This window comes from Bacillus cereus group sp. N24 (assembly GCF_016483345.1).
GTDB classification, from domain to species: domain Bacteria; phylum Bacillota; class Bacilli; order Bacillales; family Bacillaceae_G; genus Bacillus_A; species Bacillus_A toyonensis.
Genome location: NZ_JAEHCA010000021.1, coordinates 33,702 through 49,616 on the forward strand (window position 1 = coordinate 33,702; position 15,915 = coordinate 49,616).

Sequence of the window (15,915 nt, forward strand, 5' to 3'; positions counted from 1 at the left end):
TAAAAAATAAAGTAGTAGGGGAAATAAAATGAAAAAAACAATTGATCATATCGGAATCGCAGTTCGTGATATAGATAGTACGATACGTTTTTATGAACAGGTTCTATCGGGGAAATTAATAGATCGTTACGTAAGTGAAGCACCAGGTGTGGAAAGTGAAGTTGCTATTATAGAAGTGGATGGAGATAGAATTGAACTACTTGCACCGACGAATAATACAACATCACCAATTGCCCGATTTATAAAACAAAAAGGGAAAGGTGTTCATCACGTTGCATATCGTGTCGATGATTTAGATGTAGCTTTAGAAGAATTAAAAGAACAAGGTATTCGAACATTAGAGCATACACTTCGAATGAATAAACATGGTAGACGATTAATTTACCTTAACCCAGCGGATACAGAAGGAACGATTATTGAGTATTGTGATTATCCGGAAGAGAAATAGAAGAAGGATATTTTTTAAAAGGTGTTACGTTATTACGTAACACCTTTTAATTTATCTTGCTATTTGTAGGAGTCTTACTGCCCGTAAAAGCGCCATTGGTGAGGGCTGATTAAAGTTTCACTTTATGTATTTCACATTTTCTTCACAAATGATTCACGAGAACTTTTCTTCTTAGGGAACTTACATAAATATATTTTATGATATAATTACAATCGACTTTAAAAATATAAGTTATTTCAATTAGAGTAGTTACTATTATATTAGTAGTTTAAAGGTGGGGAGAAATTAAGTATTATATTGTATGGTAATTTATACTTAATCAGGTTAATATTTCGTCAGAAAATCAAACTAGGAAGTATAAAGTAATAAAGGTGTAGTGATGAAGAAGAAAGAAGTGAAATGAGTGTGAAAGTAATGAGAAGGTTAGGGGCATGGCTAGTAATAGCATGTGTGCTTATTATATTGATACCAAAAAGCGCGTCTGCTCATGCGTATGTTGTGAAATCAAATCCTATGGAAAATGAAACGTTGAAAAAAGCACCAACTGTCGTGAAAATCGAATTTGATGAGGATATACAAGTTTCACATTTTAATACATTGTTTGTAAGAGATACCTCAGGTAAAAGAGTAGATTTAAAAGATGCTCATATTGATAAAAGAAACAAAAAACTATTAGAGGCAGGGGTAAAAGAGAATCTTAAAGACGGTCTCTATTCTATTCAGTGGAAAGCTATTTCAGCTGATGGACATCCAATTCAAGGAGTTATTCCGTTCCAGATTGGGTTAACCGAAGCGGGAGCAGATGATGTACAAGTAGAAGAGATGGGGTATGTCCCGCAAATCGATATGATTATGGAACGCGGGGTTCTATATACAAGTTTCTCACTATTTTTAGGAGTTCTATTCTTTAATCTTATTATATATAAAGGGAATGTAATAGAAGTTCACTCAAGGAGTAAGAGAATAATATGGATATCATTAATAGGTATATTCATTAGCTTACTATGCAATCTACCATTGCAAGCGAAAATAAATGCTGATGTTTCGTGGTTAGAAGCATTTGATCCACTATTATTAAAAGAAACATTGCAACTATCTGTTTTTGGTTATGTATGGATCACTCAAATGGCTCTTATTAGTCTGCTTATCATTGTTACTTATTTTGCTGTGAAGCGTGAGAAACTTTCATCGTTTAAAGTATGGAGCATTCCAATATTACTTTTTATTGGGTTACTCGTTATGAAAGCCTTTAATAGTCACGCATTTGGTTTGAAGTTTAAAGACATTGCTGTCGTTATGGACTTTCTACATTTATTCGCAGCTTCGTTATGGGTTGGCGGTCTATCATCAATTATTCTTCTTTTACGTAAAGAGGATGACAAGTGGACTACGTATTGGGATGCAATTAAGCGTTTTTCACCATGGGCAACAGGTGCTGTCATAGTCATTGTATTAACGGGTCTTTTTAACAGTACATTTTTTATTCCCACGATTCATTCCCTATTTGATACGAAGTATGGATTAGCATTATTAGCAAAGATACTTTTATTCGTTTTCATGGGGATATTGGGAATTATTCATTATGTGAAAGGGAAAATGCGAGCCCGGCAAGGATTAGGTGCTACGCTGAAAATAGAGTTGATCATTGGAATTATCGTTTTCATAATCGTAGCTTTTATGACAAACGTGCAAACACCGCTGATGCCTCCTACTGGACCTTTTACAGAGAGTAAACAATTAGATAATGGATATGAACTTACTTTACATGTAAGCCCTAATAAGGTAGGACAGAATACATTTCATATTACTTTGAAGGATGAGAATGGACAGCCTGTTACTAATATGGAACAAATTATATTGACGACTCAATCGTTAGATATGAATATGGGCAAAGGTTCATTTAAAGTTTCAGCAATTTCACCGGGAGAATATGAAGCGGAAGGTATGTATATTAACATGACAGGAAATTGGAATATACAAGTTCACGGGTTAACAAAATCTCTTGATAGCTTCGATACTGATTATAAATTTATTGTAGGTGGCAGATAAAGTGAAACTTTAATCAGTAGGAGGGGGCATCTCCCACTGATTATTAGCCTTCACCAATCGGCTTTTACGGGGGCAGCAGGGCTTCTACCCAGATTCTTTGCTCCAGCAGAATTTTGGGGTAGGAGTCTTACTGCCCACAAATAGCGGGATAAAGAGACGTTACAGATGAAAAGGAGTTAATAGAAAATGAAGCGTATAAAAAAATTAGGAACAACAATGATCGCAACAATAATTGCAATGGGAATTTTTTCGTTACCTGTTAGCGCTCACGTAACTGTGCAACCAGCAACTTCGGATGCTAACTCATGGGAGACTTACACGATAAAGGTACCAGTTGAAAAAAATGTGGCAACAACAAAAGTCACACTAAAAATACCGTCCGGCGTTGAGTTTCAACAGTATGAACCAGTGTCAGGATGGAAAGTGGAAGAGCAAAAAGATGCAGCTGGAAAAGTTAAAACTGTAGTATGGGAAGCAACAGGAGAAGGGATTTTATCTGGTCAGTTCCAACGATTTACTTTCGTTGCTAAAAATCCAGATAAAGAACAAAAAATAGCTTGGGATGCATATCAACAATATAAAGACGGAGAAATTGTTGAATGGACAGGCGATGAGAAAGCTGAAAAACCGCATTCAGTTACTACAATTGCAAAAGGTAAGTCCTTAACTGGGGAACATGGGGAAGTATCTAGTGTGGGAAAGAATGAAAGTACAAGTAATATGCAAACAATAGCAATTGTGTTATCAGTTTTAGCGATTGTATCTTCGGTAAGTACGTTTGTTTTTGTAGTACGTCGTAAAAAGTAAGGTATAAAAAAGAGCCTACAAATAGTAGGCTCTTTTTCACGTTTATTTATTTCACTTCAACTTGTTGCCCTACAGCAAGTGTTTTCGGCTTTATATTTACAAAGCAAATACTCACGACAATAAATAATAGACCGATAAACAAGCTCATTGTAATGGCCTCATGTAAGAAAATTGAACTTACAATAATAGCGATAAGAGGGATAAGGAACGTGTAAGCTCCAACTTTACTTGCTTCACCAGCTCCAACAAGTGTGAAGTAAGCGAGCCATCCCATTGCAATAACAAAGAACGAAATAAAGAGTAGCACACTAACAAATGGCATACTCCAAGCGATACTAGACCAGCTTTCAAACTCTGATCCAAATCCGACTAAGCAAACACCTCCAATAATAAGCTGAAGTGTTACCATCCAAATAGCATTAACGCGGTGCCCGGTTTTTTTAATAAATACTGTACCCAGTGCCCATCCAATCGCACAACCTAATGCGAGAAGGATTCCAATGATAGAAATATGGCCGGTTAAGCTACTAGAGCTAATAACTCCCACGCCAATAAATCCTAGAATTAAGCCGAAAATTTTTAAGCCATACATTGATTCTTCGAGCCATATCCACGAGAAAATGCCGAGTAAAACAGGCTGTAGAAATACAATTGCGGAAAATAATCCAGCGGGCATGTATTGAAGACCGACAGTTTGTAGTCCGTAAAAGATAATGATGTTAAGTACAGAAGAAATAACGTATAAATGCCAAGTTTCTTTTAAATGTAGCTCTTTGTATTTCGGTAATGCGAAAATAAGTAAAATGAATCCCCCAATTAAAGTTCTAACGCCTGCAAATAAAACAGGTGGTGTATAATGCAAGGCAAACTTAGATAAAGGCCAATTAATTCCCCACATAATAACAAGAAAGGTAAGGATTATGGCCGTTTTTGTTCGAGAAAGCTGTGTCACGGTAAGACCTCCTTGTTGTATTTCATTTCACTATGATATGATATCGACTGTGATAAATAAAATGAATCTTTTTTATAAGGGGTATAAGTGATTAGTTATGACCATTACACAACTACAAGTTTTGATTAAAACGGTTGAATTAGGTAGTTTTACGAAAGCAGCAAAAGCACTTAATATGACACAGCCTGCGGTCAGTCATGCCATTTCAAGTATTGAGTCAGAATTAGATATTACGATTCTTATACGTGATAAGAGAGAAGGCTTAATTGTTACTGACGTAGGAGAGAGAATTCTTGTTCATATTAGAGAAATATTGAATGGAATTGAGAAAATTGAGCAAGAAGTAGCGATGGAGAAAGGGCACGAAATTGGGACCATTCGAATTGGGAGTTTTCCTAGTGCTTCGGCACATTTCTTGCCCAAAATGATAAATCTTTTTAAGGAGAAGTATCCGAACTTAGAAGTCGTTCTTTGTGAAGGAACGATTAAAGAAGTTGAAGATTGGTTAGTATCGAGGGTTGTTGATATCGGAATTATTATTTTGCCTAATAAAGATATGGAGATTGTCCCATTAACGAAAGGCAAAATGGTTGTTATCTTAAGAGAGGATCATCCTCTTTGTAAGAAGGACTCTATTACAATTAATGATTTAGAGAATGAACCAATCATATTATGTAAAGGCGGATACGAACCACCCATTATCGATATGTTTAAACAAGCCAACGTACCACTTCGGGCTGAGTATATCATTTCGACAGTTACTACAGCTTTAAATATGATTCAAGAAGGGTTAGGACTCGCAATTTTGGCTGAGTTATCTTTGACGAGTTTACCAAAGAATATACAAACGAGAGAATTGGAACCACAAGTATGGAGAGAAATCGCTTTAGCTGTTCCTTCATTAAAGGATTCTTCACTTGCTGTACAGCTATTTATTGAAGAATTTCAAGATTTATTTGCAGAATAAAAAAAGGTGTCTCATATATCATAATGAGACATCTTTTATATGTACTTAAAAAAATCTATGAAAAGGATTGACTTATTTTTTAGTTGTAACTATAATGATTACATCAGGGTGGTGATGACGATGAAAATTAGTAGCCGCTTTTCTATAGCTGTTCATATTTTATCTATTTTGAAAAACAATCCATCTTCACTTTGTACTTCAGACTATATGGCTGAAAGTGTAAATACAAATCCGGTAGTAATCCGTAAAATTATGTCGTACTTGAAACAAGCTGGATTTGTTTACGTAAATCGCGGGCCAGGTGGTGCGGGATTATTAAAGGATTTACATGAAATCACATTATTAGATGTGTATCATGCAGTGAACGTAGTCGAAGAAGACAAGCTATTTCATATTCACGAGCAACCAAATCCAGATTGTCCAATTGGCGCGAATATTCAAGCGGTGTTAGAAATTATTTTAATTCAAGCACAATCCGCGATGGAAGAAGTTTTGAGAAATATTACGATGGGGCAGTTGTTTGAAACTTTGCAAGAAAAAATGAATGCTTAAATCATATTTATATTTTTTTATCATTAATGTAACTGATTTGATTACAACAATAAAGGTAAGGTGTAAAAGTTATGACTGTAAAAATGAAAGTATACTCAGATTTTATATGTCCGTTTTGTTTTTTAGCAAAAGGTCCATTAGATGAGGTAGTGAAAGAGAAAGATGTAGAGATTGAATGGATGCCATTTGAATTACGTCCAAGTCCATATTCAAAAATAGACCCATGGAATGAGCCAGAAAAATTAGGTTCATGGGATGCTTTCATTCTTCCGACAGCGAAGAAGTTAGGAATTGATATGCGTTTGCCACGTGTTTCCCCACATCCATATACGCATTTAGCTTTCGAAGGATGTCAATTTGCGAAAGAACGTGGACTAGGTAATGAGTATCATCACCGCGTATTCACCGCATTTTTCCAAGAAGAACAAAACATTGAAGATATTGATGTGTTAACAAAACTAGCGGTAGAAGTAGGGCTTCCTGAAGCTGAATTTAATGATGCTTTAGTAAATCGAAAATATAAAGAAAAACATCAAGAAGCAATTCAGCATGCATATGATGAAGCGAATATTATGGCGGTACCAACTGTCATGATTGGTGATGAAGTCATTCAAGGGCTTGCTAGTAAAGAAACGCTAGAAAGAGTAATTGATAAAGAAATTGAAAAGGATAAAACAAATTCATTTGAAGGCATGCAATGTAATACAGATGGATATTGCTAATTCGCTTGTTATGAAATAACAAAATAAATAATAAAACAAATATTTGGAGGAATTAAAATGTCAGCAATTACAACAAATTTAAAAGAAGCAATCGTGAACCGTCGTTCAATTCGTAAAGTAACAAAAAGCGATGCGATTACGAAAGAAAGAATTGAAGAAGTTTTAAAAACAGCTTTACACGCACCAACATCTTTTAATATGCAAAGTGGCCGTATGGTTGTATTAATGGATGGAGAGCATGAAAAGTTTTGGGATATCGTAAAAGAAACGCTTAGATCACGCGTACCAGCAGAAAACTTTGAAGCGACTGTAGAAAGACTAAAAGGTTTCCATACAGGTGTAGGTACAGTTTTATTCTTTGAAGATCAAGCAACTGTAGAAAAAATGCAAGAAAATGCACCGTTATATAAAGATCAATTCCCATTCTGGTCTCATCAAGGTAATGCAATGTTACAACATACTGTGTGGATGCTATTATCTGCTGAAGGAATTGGTGCATCACTGCAACATTACAATCCAATCGTAGATGCTGAAGTAAAAGAAACTTGGAACATTCCAGCAGAGTGGAGCTTAGTAGGTCAAATGCCATTTGGTGAACCAAATGAACAGCCAGCAGAAAGAACATTCTTACCTACTGAAGATGTAGTGAAATTTTATTAAGAAATACAATATGTAACGAGAAGGAAGCTGTGCGTAGAAACAGCTTCCTTTTTTGTATTAGTGTTAATTTATGAGCATTTAGGGAAGAAATATAACAAATAGTCCGGTAAGAAAGGAAGTAGGAAAATGAATGACGAGAAAAAATATACAGTGGTAGGTACTGATGTCGAGGAAGTAAAACGTTTAAATAAAAATTCAGGATTAACGTATAATCAAGTGAAAGAAATGTTAGCGAAGCAAATGCAAAAAAAGAAGTGATTAGATTGAAATCTTTCATTTTTTCATTTAACATTTTGATTGGAGAGAGTTAAGTAAAAGGTAACTCTCTTTTTTGTATAACTGAGCAACTGTAAGAGTGGAGGAAGCAACATGAAAAAATGGGTAAAGATAATGTTGTCTATCGCAGGAGGTATTGTCCTATTGGTATGTGCCGGTGGATATTACGTGTATAAAAATTATTTTCCAAAGGAACCAGAGCGTATTGTATATGATAAAGACAGAGTGTTAAAGCCGATACATAACCAGCTTAAAGGGATCAACATAGATAATGTAAAGATAAAAGAAAAAGCAGTTGTAAATGCAACTGTGGATGAACTTCAAAAAATGGTCGATGATGAAAAATTATCATATGAAGAATTAACGAGTATTTATCTCTTTAGAATACAAGAACATGACCAAAATGGAATATCATTAAATGCTGTTACAGAGATTAATCCAAATGCAATAGAGCAAGCACGAAAGTTAGATAAAGAGAGGTCGTTAAATAAGAAATCGAACTTATACGGCATTCCTGTCATCGTAAAAGATAATGTACAAACTGCAAAAGTGATGCCGACAAGCGCAGGCACTTATGTTTTAAAAGATTGGGTTGCAGATGAAGATGCGACGATTGTGAAGAAGTTGAAAGAAGAGGGGGCATTTGTTTTAGGTAAAGCAAATATGTCTGAGTGGGCGAATTATCTATCTTTTACAATGCCAAGTGGATATAGCGGGAAGAAAGGGCAAAATTTAAATCCGTACGGTCCAATTACATTTGATACATCAGGATCCAGTTCGGGGTCTGCTACAGTGGTTGCGGCAGATTTTGCACCGCTTGCAATTGGGACAGAAACGACGGGATCTATTGTCGCACCAGCGACGCAGCAATCTGTAGTTGGGTTACGTCCATCGTTAGGTATGGTTAGCAGAACTGGCATTATCCCATTAGCTGAAGCACTTGATACTGCAGGGCCAATGGCAAGAACGGTAAAAGACGCGGCAACGTTATTTAATACAATGGTAGGTTATGATGAAAAAGATGCTATGACAGAAAAAATGAAAAATAGAGATAGAATAGATTATACGAATGATTTATCAATAGATGGATTAAAAGGAAAAAAGATAGGGATTCTTTTTTCTGTAGATCAACAAGATGAAAATAGAAAAGCAGTAGCAGAAAAGATTAGAAAAGACATTCAAGATGCCGGTGCGATATTGACTGATGATATTCAGTTAAGTAGCGAGGGTGTAGATAATCTGCAAACATTAGAATATGAGTTCAAACATAATGTTAACGACTATCTTTCGAAGCAAAAAAATGTGCCTGTAAAATCGTTAGAAGAGATTATAGCGTTTAATAAAAAAGATAGTAAAAGACGAATGAAATATGGACAAATATTAATTGAGGGCTCTGAAAAATCTGCTATAACGAAAGATGAATTTGAAAAAGTAGTTCAAACGAGTCAAGAAAATGCAAGGAAAGAGCTAGATAGATATTTAGTAGAAAAAGGATTGGACGCTTTAGTCATGATTAATAACGATGAAGTTCTTTTATCAGCTGTAGCTGGTTATCCTGAATTAGCGGTACCAGCAGGTTATGATAAAAATAGAGAGCCAGTAGGTGTTGTATTTGTAGGGAAGCAGTTTGGTGAAAAAGAACTTTTCAATATTGGATATGCGTATGAACAACAGTCTAAAAATAGACGTTCCCCTAAAATATAGAATTTTAAAATAGTTTTTAGGAAAGGATTAGATAAAAAATCCGACATTAAAAAAGAAAAAAAGGATTCTTCCAAATTAGTAAGAAAGATTGTCTATAGAAGTTCATAAAATGTAATAGTATTACAATGAATACGTTCGTTCTGTAATATATCAAATTTCCATCCATAGAAGGGGGAGGTTAAATCTTAATGAATGAAGTGAAAAGTTTTTTTCGAAGTAGAGGGTTTCAACGGTTTCTCGTTTTAATAATATTAGCGCTTGTATTATATGGATTAAAAAGTATGATTAATTTAATATTAATTACGTTTATACTGACATTTTTAATGGATCGGTTTCAACGTTTTATTTCAAAGAAATTGAAAGTGAATCGAAAAATTGTTATCGCATGTTTGTATATAATATTAGTTTCCTTTATCGGCACGACATTGTATAAATATTTACCTGTGCTAACGATACAAATTTCACAATTGATTTATCAATTTAAGCTGTTTTTTCAACATCCACCGGATAATGAGATCATTAAATATGCACTTTCGACAATTAATGGAATGGAAGTATCAAAATATATAGAACAAGGTGTAGACGTCATCTATCAATCGATAGCGAATATAGGAAAGGTGAGTTTACAAATATTATTGTCTCTAATATTAAGCTTATTTTTCTTATTAGAAAAAGATCGTATTATTACATTTACTTCTAAGTTTAAAGAGAGTAAGCTAAAGATTTTTTATGAGGAGATTGCATATTTTGGTGAAAGGTTTGCAAGGTCGTTCGGTAAAGTAATTGAAGCACAATTTTTAATTGCAGTTGTAAATTGTATCCTGACTGTCATTGCATTAATCGTTTTAGGATTTCCACAGCTTCTCGTATTAGCTGTTATGATTTTCTTACTAGGGTTGATTCCTGTTGCCGGCGTAATCATTTCACTGTTTCCACTTTGTATCATTGCCTATAATGTAGGTGGGGTTATGTACGTTTTGTACATACTAGTGTTCATTACAGTGATTCACGCTCTTGAAAGTTATTTTTTAAATCCAAAATTTATGTCTGCAAAAACGAATTTGCCTGTCTTTTATACATTTATGATTCTCATCTTTTCAGAGCATTTCCTCGGAATATGGGGGCTTATTATCGGGATACCGATCTTTATCTTTTTATTAGATGTACTTGACGTAAATAATGATAAATTGATTAAAAGCAATAAGTGATAGAAATACCCGATGTTGTCTTTTTTGAAAACATCGGGTATTTCTTATTTTTTCTTTGGAGGAGGTAGTTTTATAAATTTATTTGTAATTAAAGCTATAATAACAGCAGCAAAAATAAGCACCGCGATTATGCCAATCCCCATACCTGCCCATCCTCCTATAAGGAACATACTTATCGGTATTGCTAATAAGCTTAAAATAATAAGGATCAACCCGAGATTCTTATCATATTTTTTAGTTGGAAATAGCGTTCTGATGATTAAAAAGAGAAAAAGTATTAATGACGCTACAGCTAGTAAGAGGATGACAATTGTCCAAGAATCATCCATAAAATCACTCCTTTCTATTATGGATAATATTACGGTTTAGATTGAGGGTGAACAATAAAAATATAAAAAAGCAATCCAATATGAATTGGATTGCTTTTTTGAATGAAATATACGATTAAAGAACGGGAGCCATTGTTTCTTTCAACACTTGAACAGAGTGATCGAATTTTAATTCTTCGTCTTCACTTAATTCTACTTCTAAAATTTCACGAACACCGCCGCGATTTAAAACAGCAGGTACGCCGATATAAACATCTTTTTGACCGTATTGACCTTCTAAGTATGCTGAAACTGTTAATACGCTATTTTCGTCGTTTAAAATAGCTTTTGTAACACGTAGAAGTGACATACCAATACCATAATAAGTTGCACCTTTGCGCTCAATAATATGGTAGGCTGCATCACGAACATTTATGAAAATTTTGTCTAAATCTTCTTGTGTGTATGTGTTGTCTTTATCAAGAAGCGTTTGTAGTTTTTGAATACCAACTGATACGTGACTCCATACTGGAAGTTCTGTATCGCCATGTTCTCCGATAATATAAGCATGAATGTTGTGTGGACCAATGTCGAAGTACTCACCTAACATATAGCGGAAACGAGCAGAGTCAAGCGTTGTACCAGAACCGATTACTCGTTCTTTTGGTAAACCAGATTCTTTCCAAGTAACGTACGTTAAAATATCTACAGGGTTTGTTGCGATTAAGAAGATACCATCAAATCCGCTATCCATAATACTGCGAACGATTTGTTTAAAGATTTTAGCGTTTTTCTCAACTAAATCTAAACGTGTTTCACCTGGCTTTTGTGGTAATCCAGCTGTAATGACTACAAGATCAGCATCTTTACAATCTTCGTAGCTGCCTTTCCATACTCTAGTTGGAGCTGGTGCAAATGGAACAGCGTGACTTAAGTCCATTGCTTCTCCTTCAGCTTTTGCCTCATTTACATCAACTAAAACAAATTCTTCAGCTACAGCTTGGTTAATCATGCAGTAAGCATAGCTACATCCAACTGCTCCTGTTCCTACTAATACAACACGGTTAATACCTTTTTTCATTTCACAATTCCTCGCAATTTCATTGATTTTATTATGTAAGATAATACGTCCTACTTCTATAGATTCATATCTAGTTTATTACATTTTATAAAAGATATTCAAGTATTTGAAAATGTATCCGTTCAAATTTGCGAACAAAACATAGGAATTCAGTTAACTGAATATAATTCAGTAAAATCCTTTTTAAAAGGGGAAATGGTATGGGGAATCCATTATCGATGGAACAAATGCTTCAAATTGTTCATGAAGGGCTTGCCAAAACGAATAACCCCAAACAAATTACAGTTGCCGGTGCAGGGATTTCTGGATTAGTTGCAGGTTCTTTATTGAAAGAGGCTGGACATGAAGTAACGATTATAGAAGCAAATAACAGAATAGGTGGCAGGGTGTATACGATTCGTGAACCGTTTAGTGCGGGTTTATACTTTAATGCAGGACCGATGAGAATTCCTGATACGCATGAGTTAACTTTAGCGTATATTCATAAATTTAAACTACCGTTAAACCTTTTTATAAATAAAACTTTTGCAGATATCATTTATACGAATCATATTCAAACGAGATTGAATGTGTTTGAAAATGATCCAAGTATACTTGAATATCCGGTTTTGGATAAAGAAAGAGGAAAAACGGCAGAAGAGCTAATGCTTGAGGTATTAGAACCAATACTAAATTATATTAAGAAGGATCCTAATAAAAACTGGTTTATCGTTGAAAAAAAGTATAAAACGTATTCGCTTGGTTCATTTTTAATGGAGTATTATTCGGATGGAGCAATAGATATGATTGGTGTACTTCTTGATATGGAAGCATATATGGGAATGTCTTTAATTGAAGTATTACGGGAAATGATTTTTTTTACTTCAACGGCGAAATATTACGAGATAACGGGCGGGATGGATGCATTACCAAATGCATTTTTGCCACAGCTAAAGGATAATGTTTTTATGTCCTATAAAGTAGAAAAAATAATACAAGAAGATAATAAAGTGATGCTGCAAGTAAACCATGAACAAACGTTAGATCCATTTACAATAACAAGTGATATTGCTATTATCACAATTCCGTTTTCGGCGTTACGATTTGTAGAAGTTCAGCCATTTCATTTATTCTCTTATTTTAAAAGACGAGCAATTCGTGAATTAAATTATATTGCTGCAACTAAAATTGCGATAGAGTTCAAAAGTAGATTTTGGGAAAGAGTCGGGCAGTATGGTGGGAAATCTATTACGGATTTACCGATACGTTTTACATATTATCCGAGCTATGGCATTCAGTCACCAGGGGCAGCTATCGTTATAGCAAGTTATACGTGGGCGGATGAGGCTTTAACATGGGATAGTCTCCCGCATAGAGAGCGTATTCGTTACGCATTGAAAAATTTAGCGCAAATATATGGGAATGTAGTCTATAGTGAGTTTATAACAGGGGAATCTTTTAGCTGGAGTAAGAATACGTATTCTTGCGGAGCATTTACAGCTTTTGAACCAGGCCAAGAGCTAGAATTATTTCCTTATATTGCGTCGCCGGTTAGAAACGTACACTTTGCAGGAGAACATACAACGTTGACACATGGGTGGATGCAGGGAGCGATTGAGTCTGGAATTAGAGTTGCTCATGAAGTAAATGAAAAGTGAAGATAGTAGATATATTTACAAATTGTTATTCTTTTAATAAAATGATAAATATAAATCGTAATTATTACGCTTTGAATACGTTTGAAATAAAGAAATGGATGGTTGATCAAATGAATAAAGTGGAAATTCATATATTAGGTGGTTTTTTAGGTAGTGGAAAATCAACATTATTACAAAATTTATTAGTAGCGGAGAAGAAGAAGAATAGAAAAGTTGCTGTTTTAATGAATGAAATTGGTGAATACTCAGTAGATACAGATATTATTGGTAAAGAGAATGTGTTAAGAGAATTACTAAAAGGATGTATTTGTTGTACGTTAAAGGAAGAACTTGAAATACAATTGCATTCATTATATCAGCAAGAAAGACCAGATGTAATTTACATAGAAACAACAGGCGTCGCACATCCAATTGAAGTGTTAGATGCATGTGTATCACCAATTTTAGCACCTTTCTTAGAAGTGAAATCAATTGTAGTCGTTTTAGATGCAGTAAGATGGTTAAATCGAAGTATATTAAGTGCAAATGTGCAACAGTTACTGCATGAGCAAATGAAATTTAGTAGTCACCTTCTTATTAATAAATCAGATTTACTAACAGAAGAAGATAAGAACAAAGTACTTGAAGAAGTGAAAACAATAAATAATCATGCGAAATTGTTTGAAACAAAATATTGTAATATATCTTTAGATGATATAGAAGAAGCTGAATTTGTGAGTGCTGGGGAACACGAGACACTTCATGTTAAACAGCATTTACATATACAAACGATGACGTATCAATTTACGAAATCGATTGATCAAGACAAATTATATGAATGGCTTTCGAATTTACCAGATAGTATTTATCGAGTGAAAGGTTTTGTGAAATTCCATGGAGATAAATACCCTCATCTATTCCAATATTCGTTTGGCGTACCAACTTTACTGGAGCAAGATTTTGGTTTCCCGACAAACTTGGTAGTAATCGGGGAAGGGCTAGATAAGAAACAATTGGTTGAAGGGTTAGAAAAGGTAGAAAATAATTAAGTGCTTTTTATGTAGGCTGCAATAATTAACTTAAGTTAATTATTGCAGCTTTTTTCGTGATGAATAATGTAATGAAACAGTATTTCCAATTGGATAACGGAATATATATTGATTGTATGTCCGTTTCCATTTAATAGGAAGGTGATTATAGATTTGTGCCGAATGTAGAGGATACTACAAGAGTTTTCCATTATCTATCTTATAGTTTAAAAGTCATGATTACGGGCAGGGGAATTTGGCGTGTTTGATTCTATCAGAAAGTAAAGTATGGGGAGGATCACAATGTCGATGAAAAAACGTAAGTGGCTAAAAACAATGTTTACTGGTTGTGTTTTAAGTTCGTTATTAATAACGGCAGCTTGTTCAGGAAAGAAAACAAGTACAGAGGATGAAAAAACGATTAAGGTAGGGGTTCTTGCATCATTAACAGGTCCATTAGAATCGTATGGAAAGCAAACAGTGAACGGATTTGAATTAGGGTTAGACTATGCAACTGGTGGAACAGGGAAAGTGGAAGGGAAAAAAATTAAGTTTGTAGTAGAAGATACGGAAACGAAAGCCGATGTAGCGGTAAAGAAAGCTACGAAATTATTAGAAGAAGAGAAAGTTGATTTCTTAGTCGGATCGTCTAGTTCAAGTGATACGTTAGCGGTTTTACCACTTGCTGAAGAATATGAAAAAATTATGGTTGTAGAACCGGCAGTTGCTGATAGTATTACCGGGAAGAACTGGAATAAATATATTTTTAGAACTGGAAGAAGTTCCTCACAAGATGCGATTGCAGGAGCAGCAGCAATTGCGAAAAAAGATGTAAAGATTGCGACGTTTGCTCCAGATAACGCTTTTGGTCGTGAAGGGATTGCGGCATTTAAAGCGGGTGCGAAAAAATTAGGAGCAAACATTGTAAACGAGCAATACGCTGACATGAATTCAACAGATTTTACGGCAAATATTCAAAATATCATTAGCTCAAAACCAGATTACTTATTTATCGTTTGGGCAGGGGCAAATTCACCTTGGAAACAGTTGAAAGATATGAATGTGGAAGCGCAAGGTATTAAAGTCTCTACTGGTGCACCGGATATACCAGCATTAAAAACGATGGATGCGTTAGTAGGAATGCAAGGTTTTTCTGTTTATTATCATGCACTTCCAAAAAATAAGGTGAATGACTGGTTAGTTGAAGAACATAAAAAAAGATTTAATGGTGCAGTACCAGATTTATTTACAGCAGGAGGAATGTCAGCGGCAATTTCCATTGTGGAAGCATTAAAGAAAACAAATGGTGATACAGATGTAAATACATTGATTAAGAAAATGGAAGGAATGGAATTTGATACACCGAAAGGAAAGATGAAGTTTAGAGAGAAAGACCACCAAGCGATGCAGACGCTATATTCTATCACGTTGAAAAAGCAAGATGGTGTTGATTATCCGGTACCAGTGTTAGAGCGAGAATTAACGATGAAAGAGACAGAACCACCAGTTCAAAATTAATAGACTGAATTTTCTGTTG

16 protein-coding genes are annotated in these 15,915 nt (G+C 34.7%); 13 read left to right on the forward strand and 3 right to left on the reverse strand.

Annotated features, from left to right (window positions below; all coding sequences use genetic code 11):
* Window positions 1-28 precede the first annotated feature (28 nt).
* The 3 genes from JDS95_RS23475 to JDS95_RS23485 all read left to right on the forward strand — a co-directional run bounded on the left by JDS95_RS23475 (window position 29) and on the right by JDS95_RS23485 (window position 3,304).
* Window positions 29-448 (forward strand): VOC family protein, encoded by a 420-nt coding sequence (locus JDS95_RS23475; RefSeq protein WP_000750859.1) that lies wholly within the window; start codon window positions 29-31, stop codon window positions 446-448.
* A 399-nt stretch (window positions 449-847) separates the two neighbouring features.
* Window positions 848-2,497 carry a copper resistance CopC/CopD family protein gene (locus JDS95_RS23480; protein WP_000114316.1) on the forward strand — a complete coding sequence of 550 codons (1,650 nt, stop codon included), beginning with the start codon at window positions 848-850 and terminating at the stop codon, window positions 2,495-2,497.
* A 186-nt stretch (window positions 2,498-2,683) separates the two neighbouring features.
* Window positions 2,684-3,304 carry a YcnI family copper-binding membrane protein gene (locus JDS95_RS23485; protein WP_061529881.1) on the forward strand — a complete coding sequence of 207 codons (621 nt, stop codon included), beginning with the start codon at window positions 2,684-2,686 and terminating at the stop codon, window positions 3,302-3,304.
* Between the two features lie 46 nt (window positions 3,305-3,350).
* Here the strand turns inward: JDS95_RS23485 and JDS95_RS23490 are convergent, their stop codons facing one another.
* On the reverse strand, window positions 3,351-4,256 hold the full coding sequence (locus JDS95_RS23490) for a DMT family transporter (RefSeq protein ID WP_000192823.1): 906 nt from the start codon (window positions 4,254-4,256) through the stop codon (window positions 3,351-3,353).
* Between the two features lie 97 nt (window positions 4,257-4,353).
* Between JDS95_RS23490 and JDS95_RS23495 the strand changes: the two genes are divergently transcribed.
* The 7 genes from JDS95_RS23495 to JDS95_RS23520 all read left to right on the forward strand — a co-directional run bounded on the left by JDS95_RS23495 (window position 4,354) and on the right by JDS95_RS23520 (window position 10,345).
* Entirely contained in the window at window positions 4,354-5,223 is an 870-nt protein-coding gene (locus tag JDS95_RS23495) for a LysR family transcriptional regulator (protein ID WP_000156754.1), read from the forward strand.
* A gap of 120 nt (window positions 5,224-5,343) precedes the next feature.
* Window positions 5,344-5,775 carry an Rrf2 family transcriptional regulator gene (locus JDS95_RS23500; protein WP_000704073.1) on the forward strand — a complete coding sequence of 144 codons (432 nt, stop codon included), beginning with the start codon at window positions 5,344-5,346 and terminating at the stop codon, window positions 5,773-5,775.
* A gap of 71 nt (window positions 5,776-5,846) precedes the next feature.
* Window positions 5,847-6,497 carry a DsbA family oxidoreductase gene (locus JDS95_RS23505; protein WP_000216689.1) on the forward strand — a complete coding sequence of 217 codons (651 nt, stop codon included), beginning with the start codon at window positions 5,847-5,849 and terminating at the stop codon, window positions 6,495-6,497.
* Window positions 6,498-6,554: 57 nt separating this feature from the next.
* Window positions 6,555-7,157, forward strand: coding sequence for a nitroreductase family protein (locus tag JDS95_RS23510; protein ID WP_144467148.1), 603 nt, complete (start codon window positions 6,555-6,557; stop codon window positions 7,155-7,157).
* Between the two features lie 126 nt (window positions 7,158-7,283).
* Window positions 7,284-7,415 carry a hypothetical protein gene (locus tag JDS95_RS31580; protein WP_000997344.1) on the forward strand — a complete coding sequence of 44 codons (132 nt, stop codon included), beginning with the start codon at window positions 7,284-7,286 and terminating at the stop codon, window positions 7,413-7,415.
* A 111-nt stretch (window positions 7,416-7,526) separates the two neighbouring features.
* Window positions 7,527-9,137: an amidase family protein gene (locus JDS95_RS23515; RefSeq protein WP_144467149.1), complete on the forward strand. Its 1,611-nt coding sequence runs from the start codon at window positions 7,527-7,529 to the stop codon at window positions 9,135-9,137.
* Between the two features lie 188 nt (window positions 9,138-9,325).
* Complete coding sequence (locus JDS95_RS23520; RefSeq protein ID WP_001006593.1) at window positions 9,326-10,345, forward strand: AI-2E family transporter; 1,020 nt, start codon at window positions 9,326-9,328, stop codon at window positions 10,343-10,345.
* A 44-nt stretch (window positions 10,346-10,389) separates the two neighbouring features.
* Here JDS95_RS23520 and JDS95_RS23525 read toward each other — a convergent pair whose 3' ends face one another.
* Both JDS95_RS23525 and JDS95_RS23530 read right to left on the reverse strand, forming a co-directional pair.
* The gene (locus tag JDS95_RS23525) at window positions 10,390-10,674 is read right to left on the reverse strand and encodes a YesK family protein (RefSeq protein WP_000342831.1); all 285 of its coding nucleotides are present in this window, start codon (window positions 10,672-10,674) and stop codon (window positions 10,390-10,392) included.
* Between the two features lie 115 nt (window positions 10,675-10,789).
* Complete coding sequence (locus JDS95_RS23530) at window positions 10,790-11,734, reverse strand: L-lactate dehydrogenase (RefSeq protein WP_000715319.1); 945 nt, start codon at window positions 11,732-11,734, stop codon at window positions 10,790-10,792.
* A 200-nt stretch (window positions 11,735-11,934) separates the two neighbouring features.
* Between JDS95_RS23530 and JDS95_RS23535 the strand changes: the two genes are divergently transcribed.
* The 3 genes from JDS95_RS23535 (at window position 11,935) to JDS95_RS23545 (ending at window position 15,896) form a co-directional block, all read left to right on the forward strand.
* A complete protein-coding gene (locus JDS95_RS23535) occupies window positions 11,935-13,371 on the forward strand; it encodes a flavin monoamine oxidase family protein (protein ID WP_199690810.1) in 1,437 nt (478 codons plus the stop codon).
* Window positions 13,372-13,481: 110 nt separating this feature from the next.
* Window positions 13,482-14,399 (forward strand): CobW family GTP-binding protein, encoded by a 918-nt coding sequence (locus JDS95_RS23540; protein ID WP_001044964.1) that lies wholly within the window; start codon window positions 13,482-13,484, stop codon window positions 14,397-14,399.
* 282 nt (window positions 14,400-14,681) lie between these two features.
* Window positions 14,682-15,896 carry a substrate-binding domain-containing protein gene (locus JDS95_RS23545; RefSeq protein ID WP_199690811.1) on the forward strand — a complete coding sequence of 405 codons (1,215 nt, stop codon included), beginning with the start codon at window positions 14,682-14,684 and terminating at the stop codon, window positions 15,894-15,896.
* Window positions 15,897-15,915: the final 19 nt, after the last annotated feature.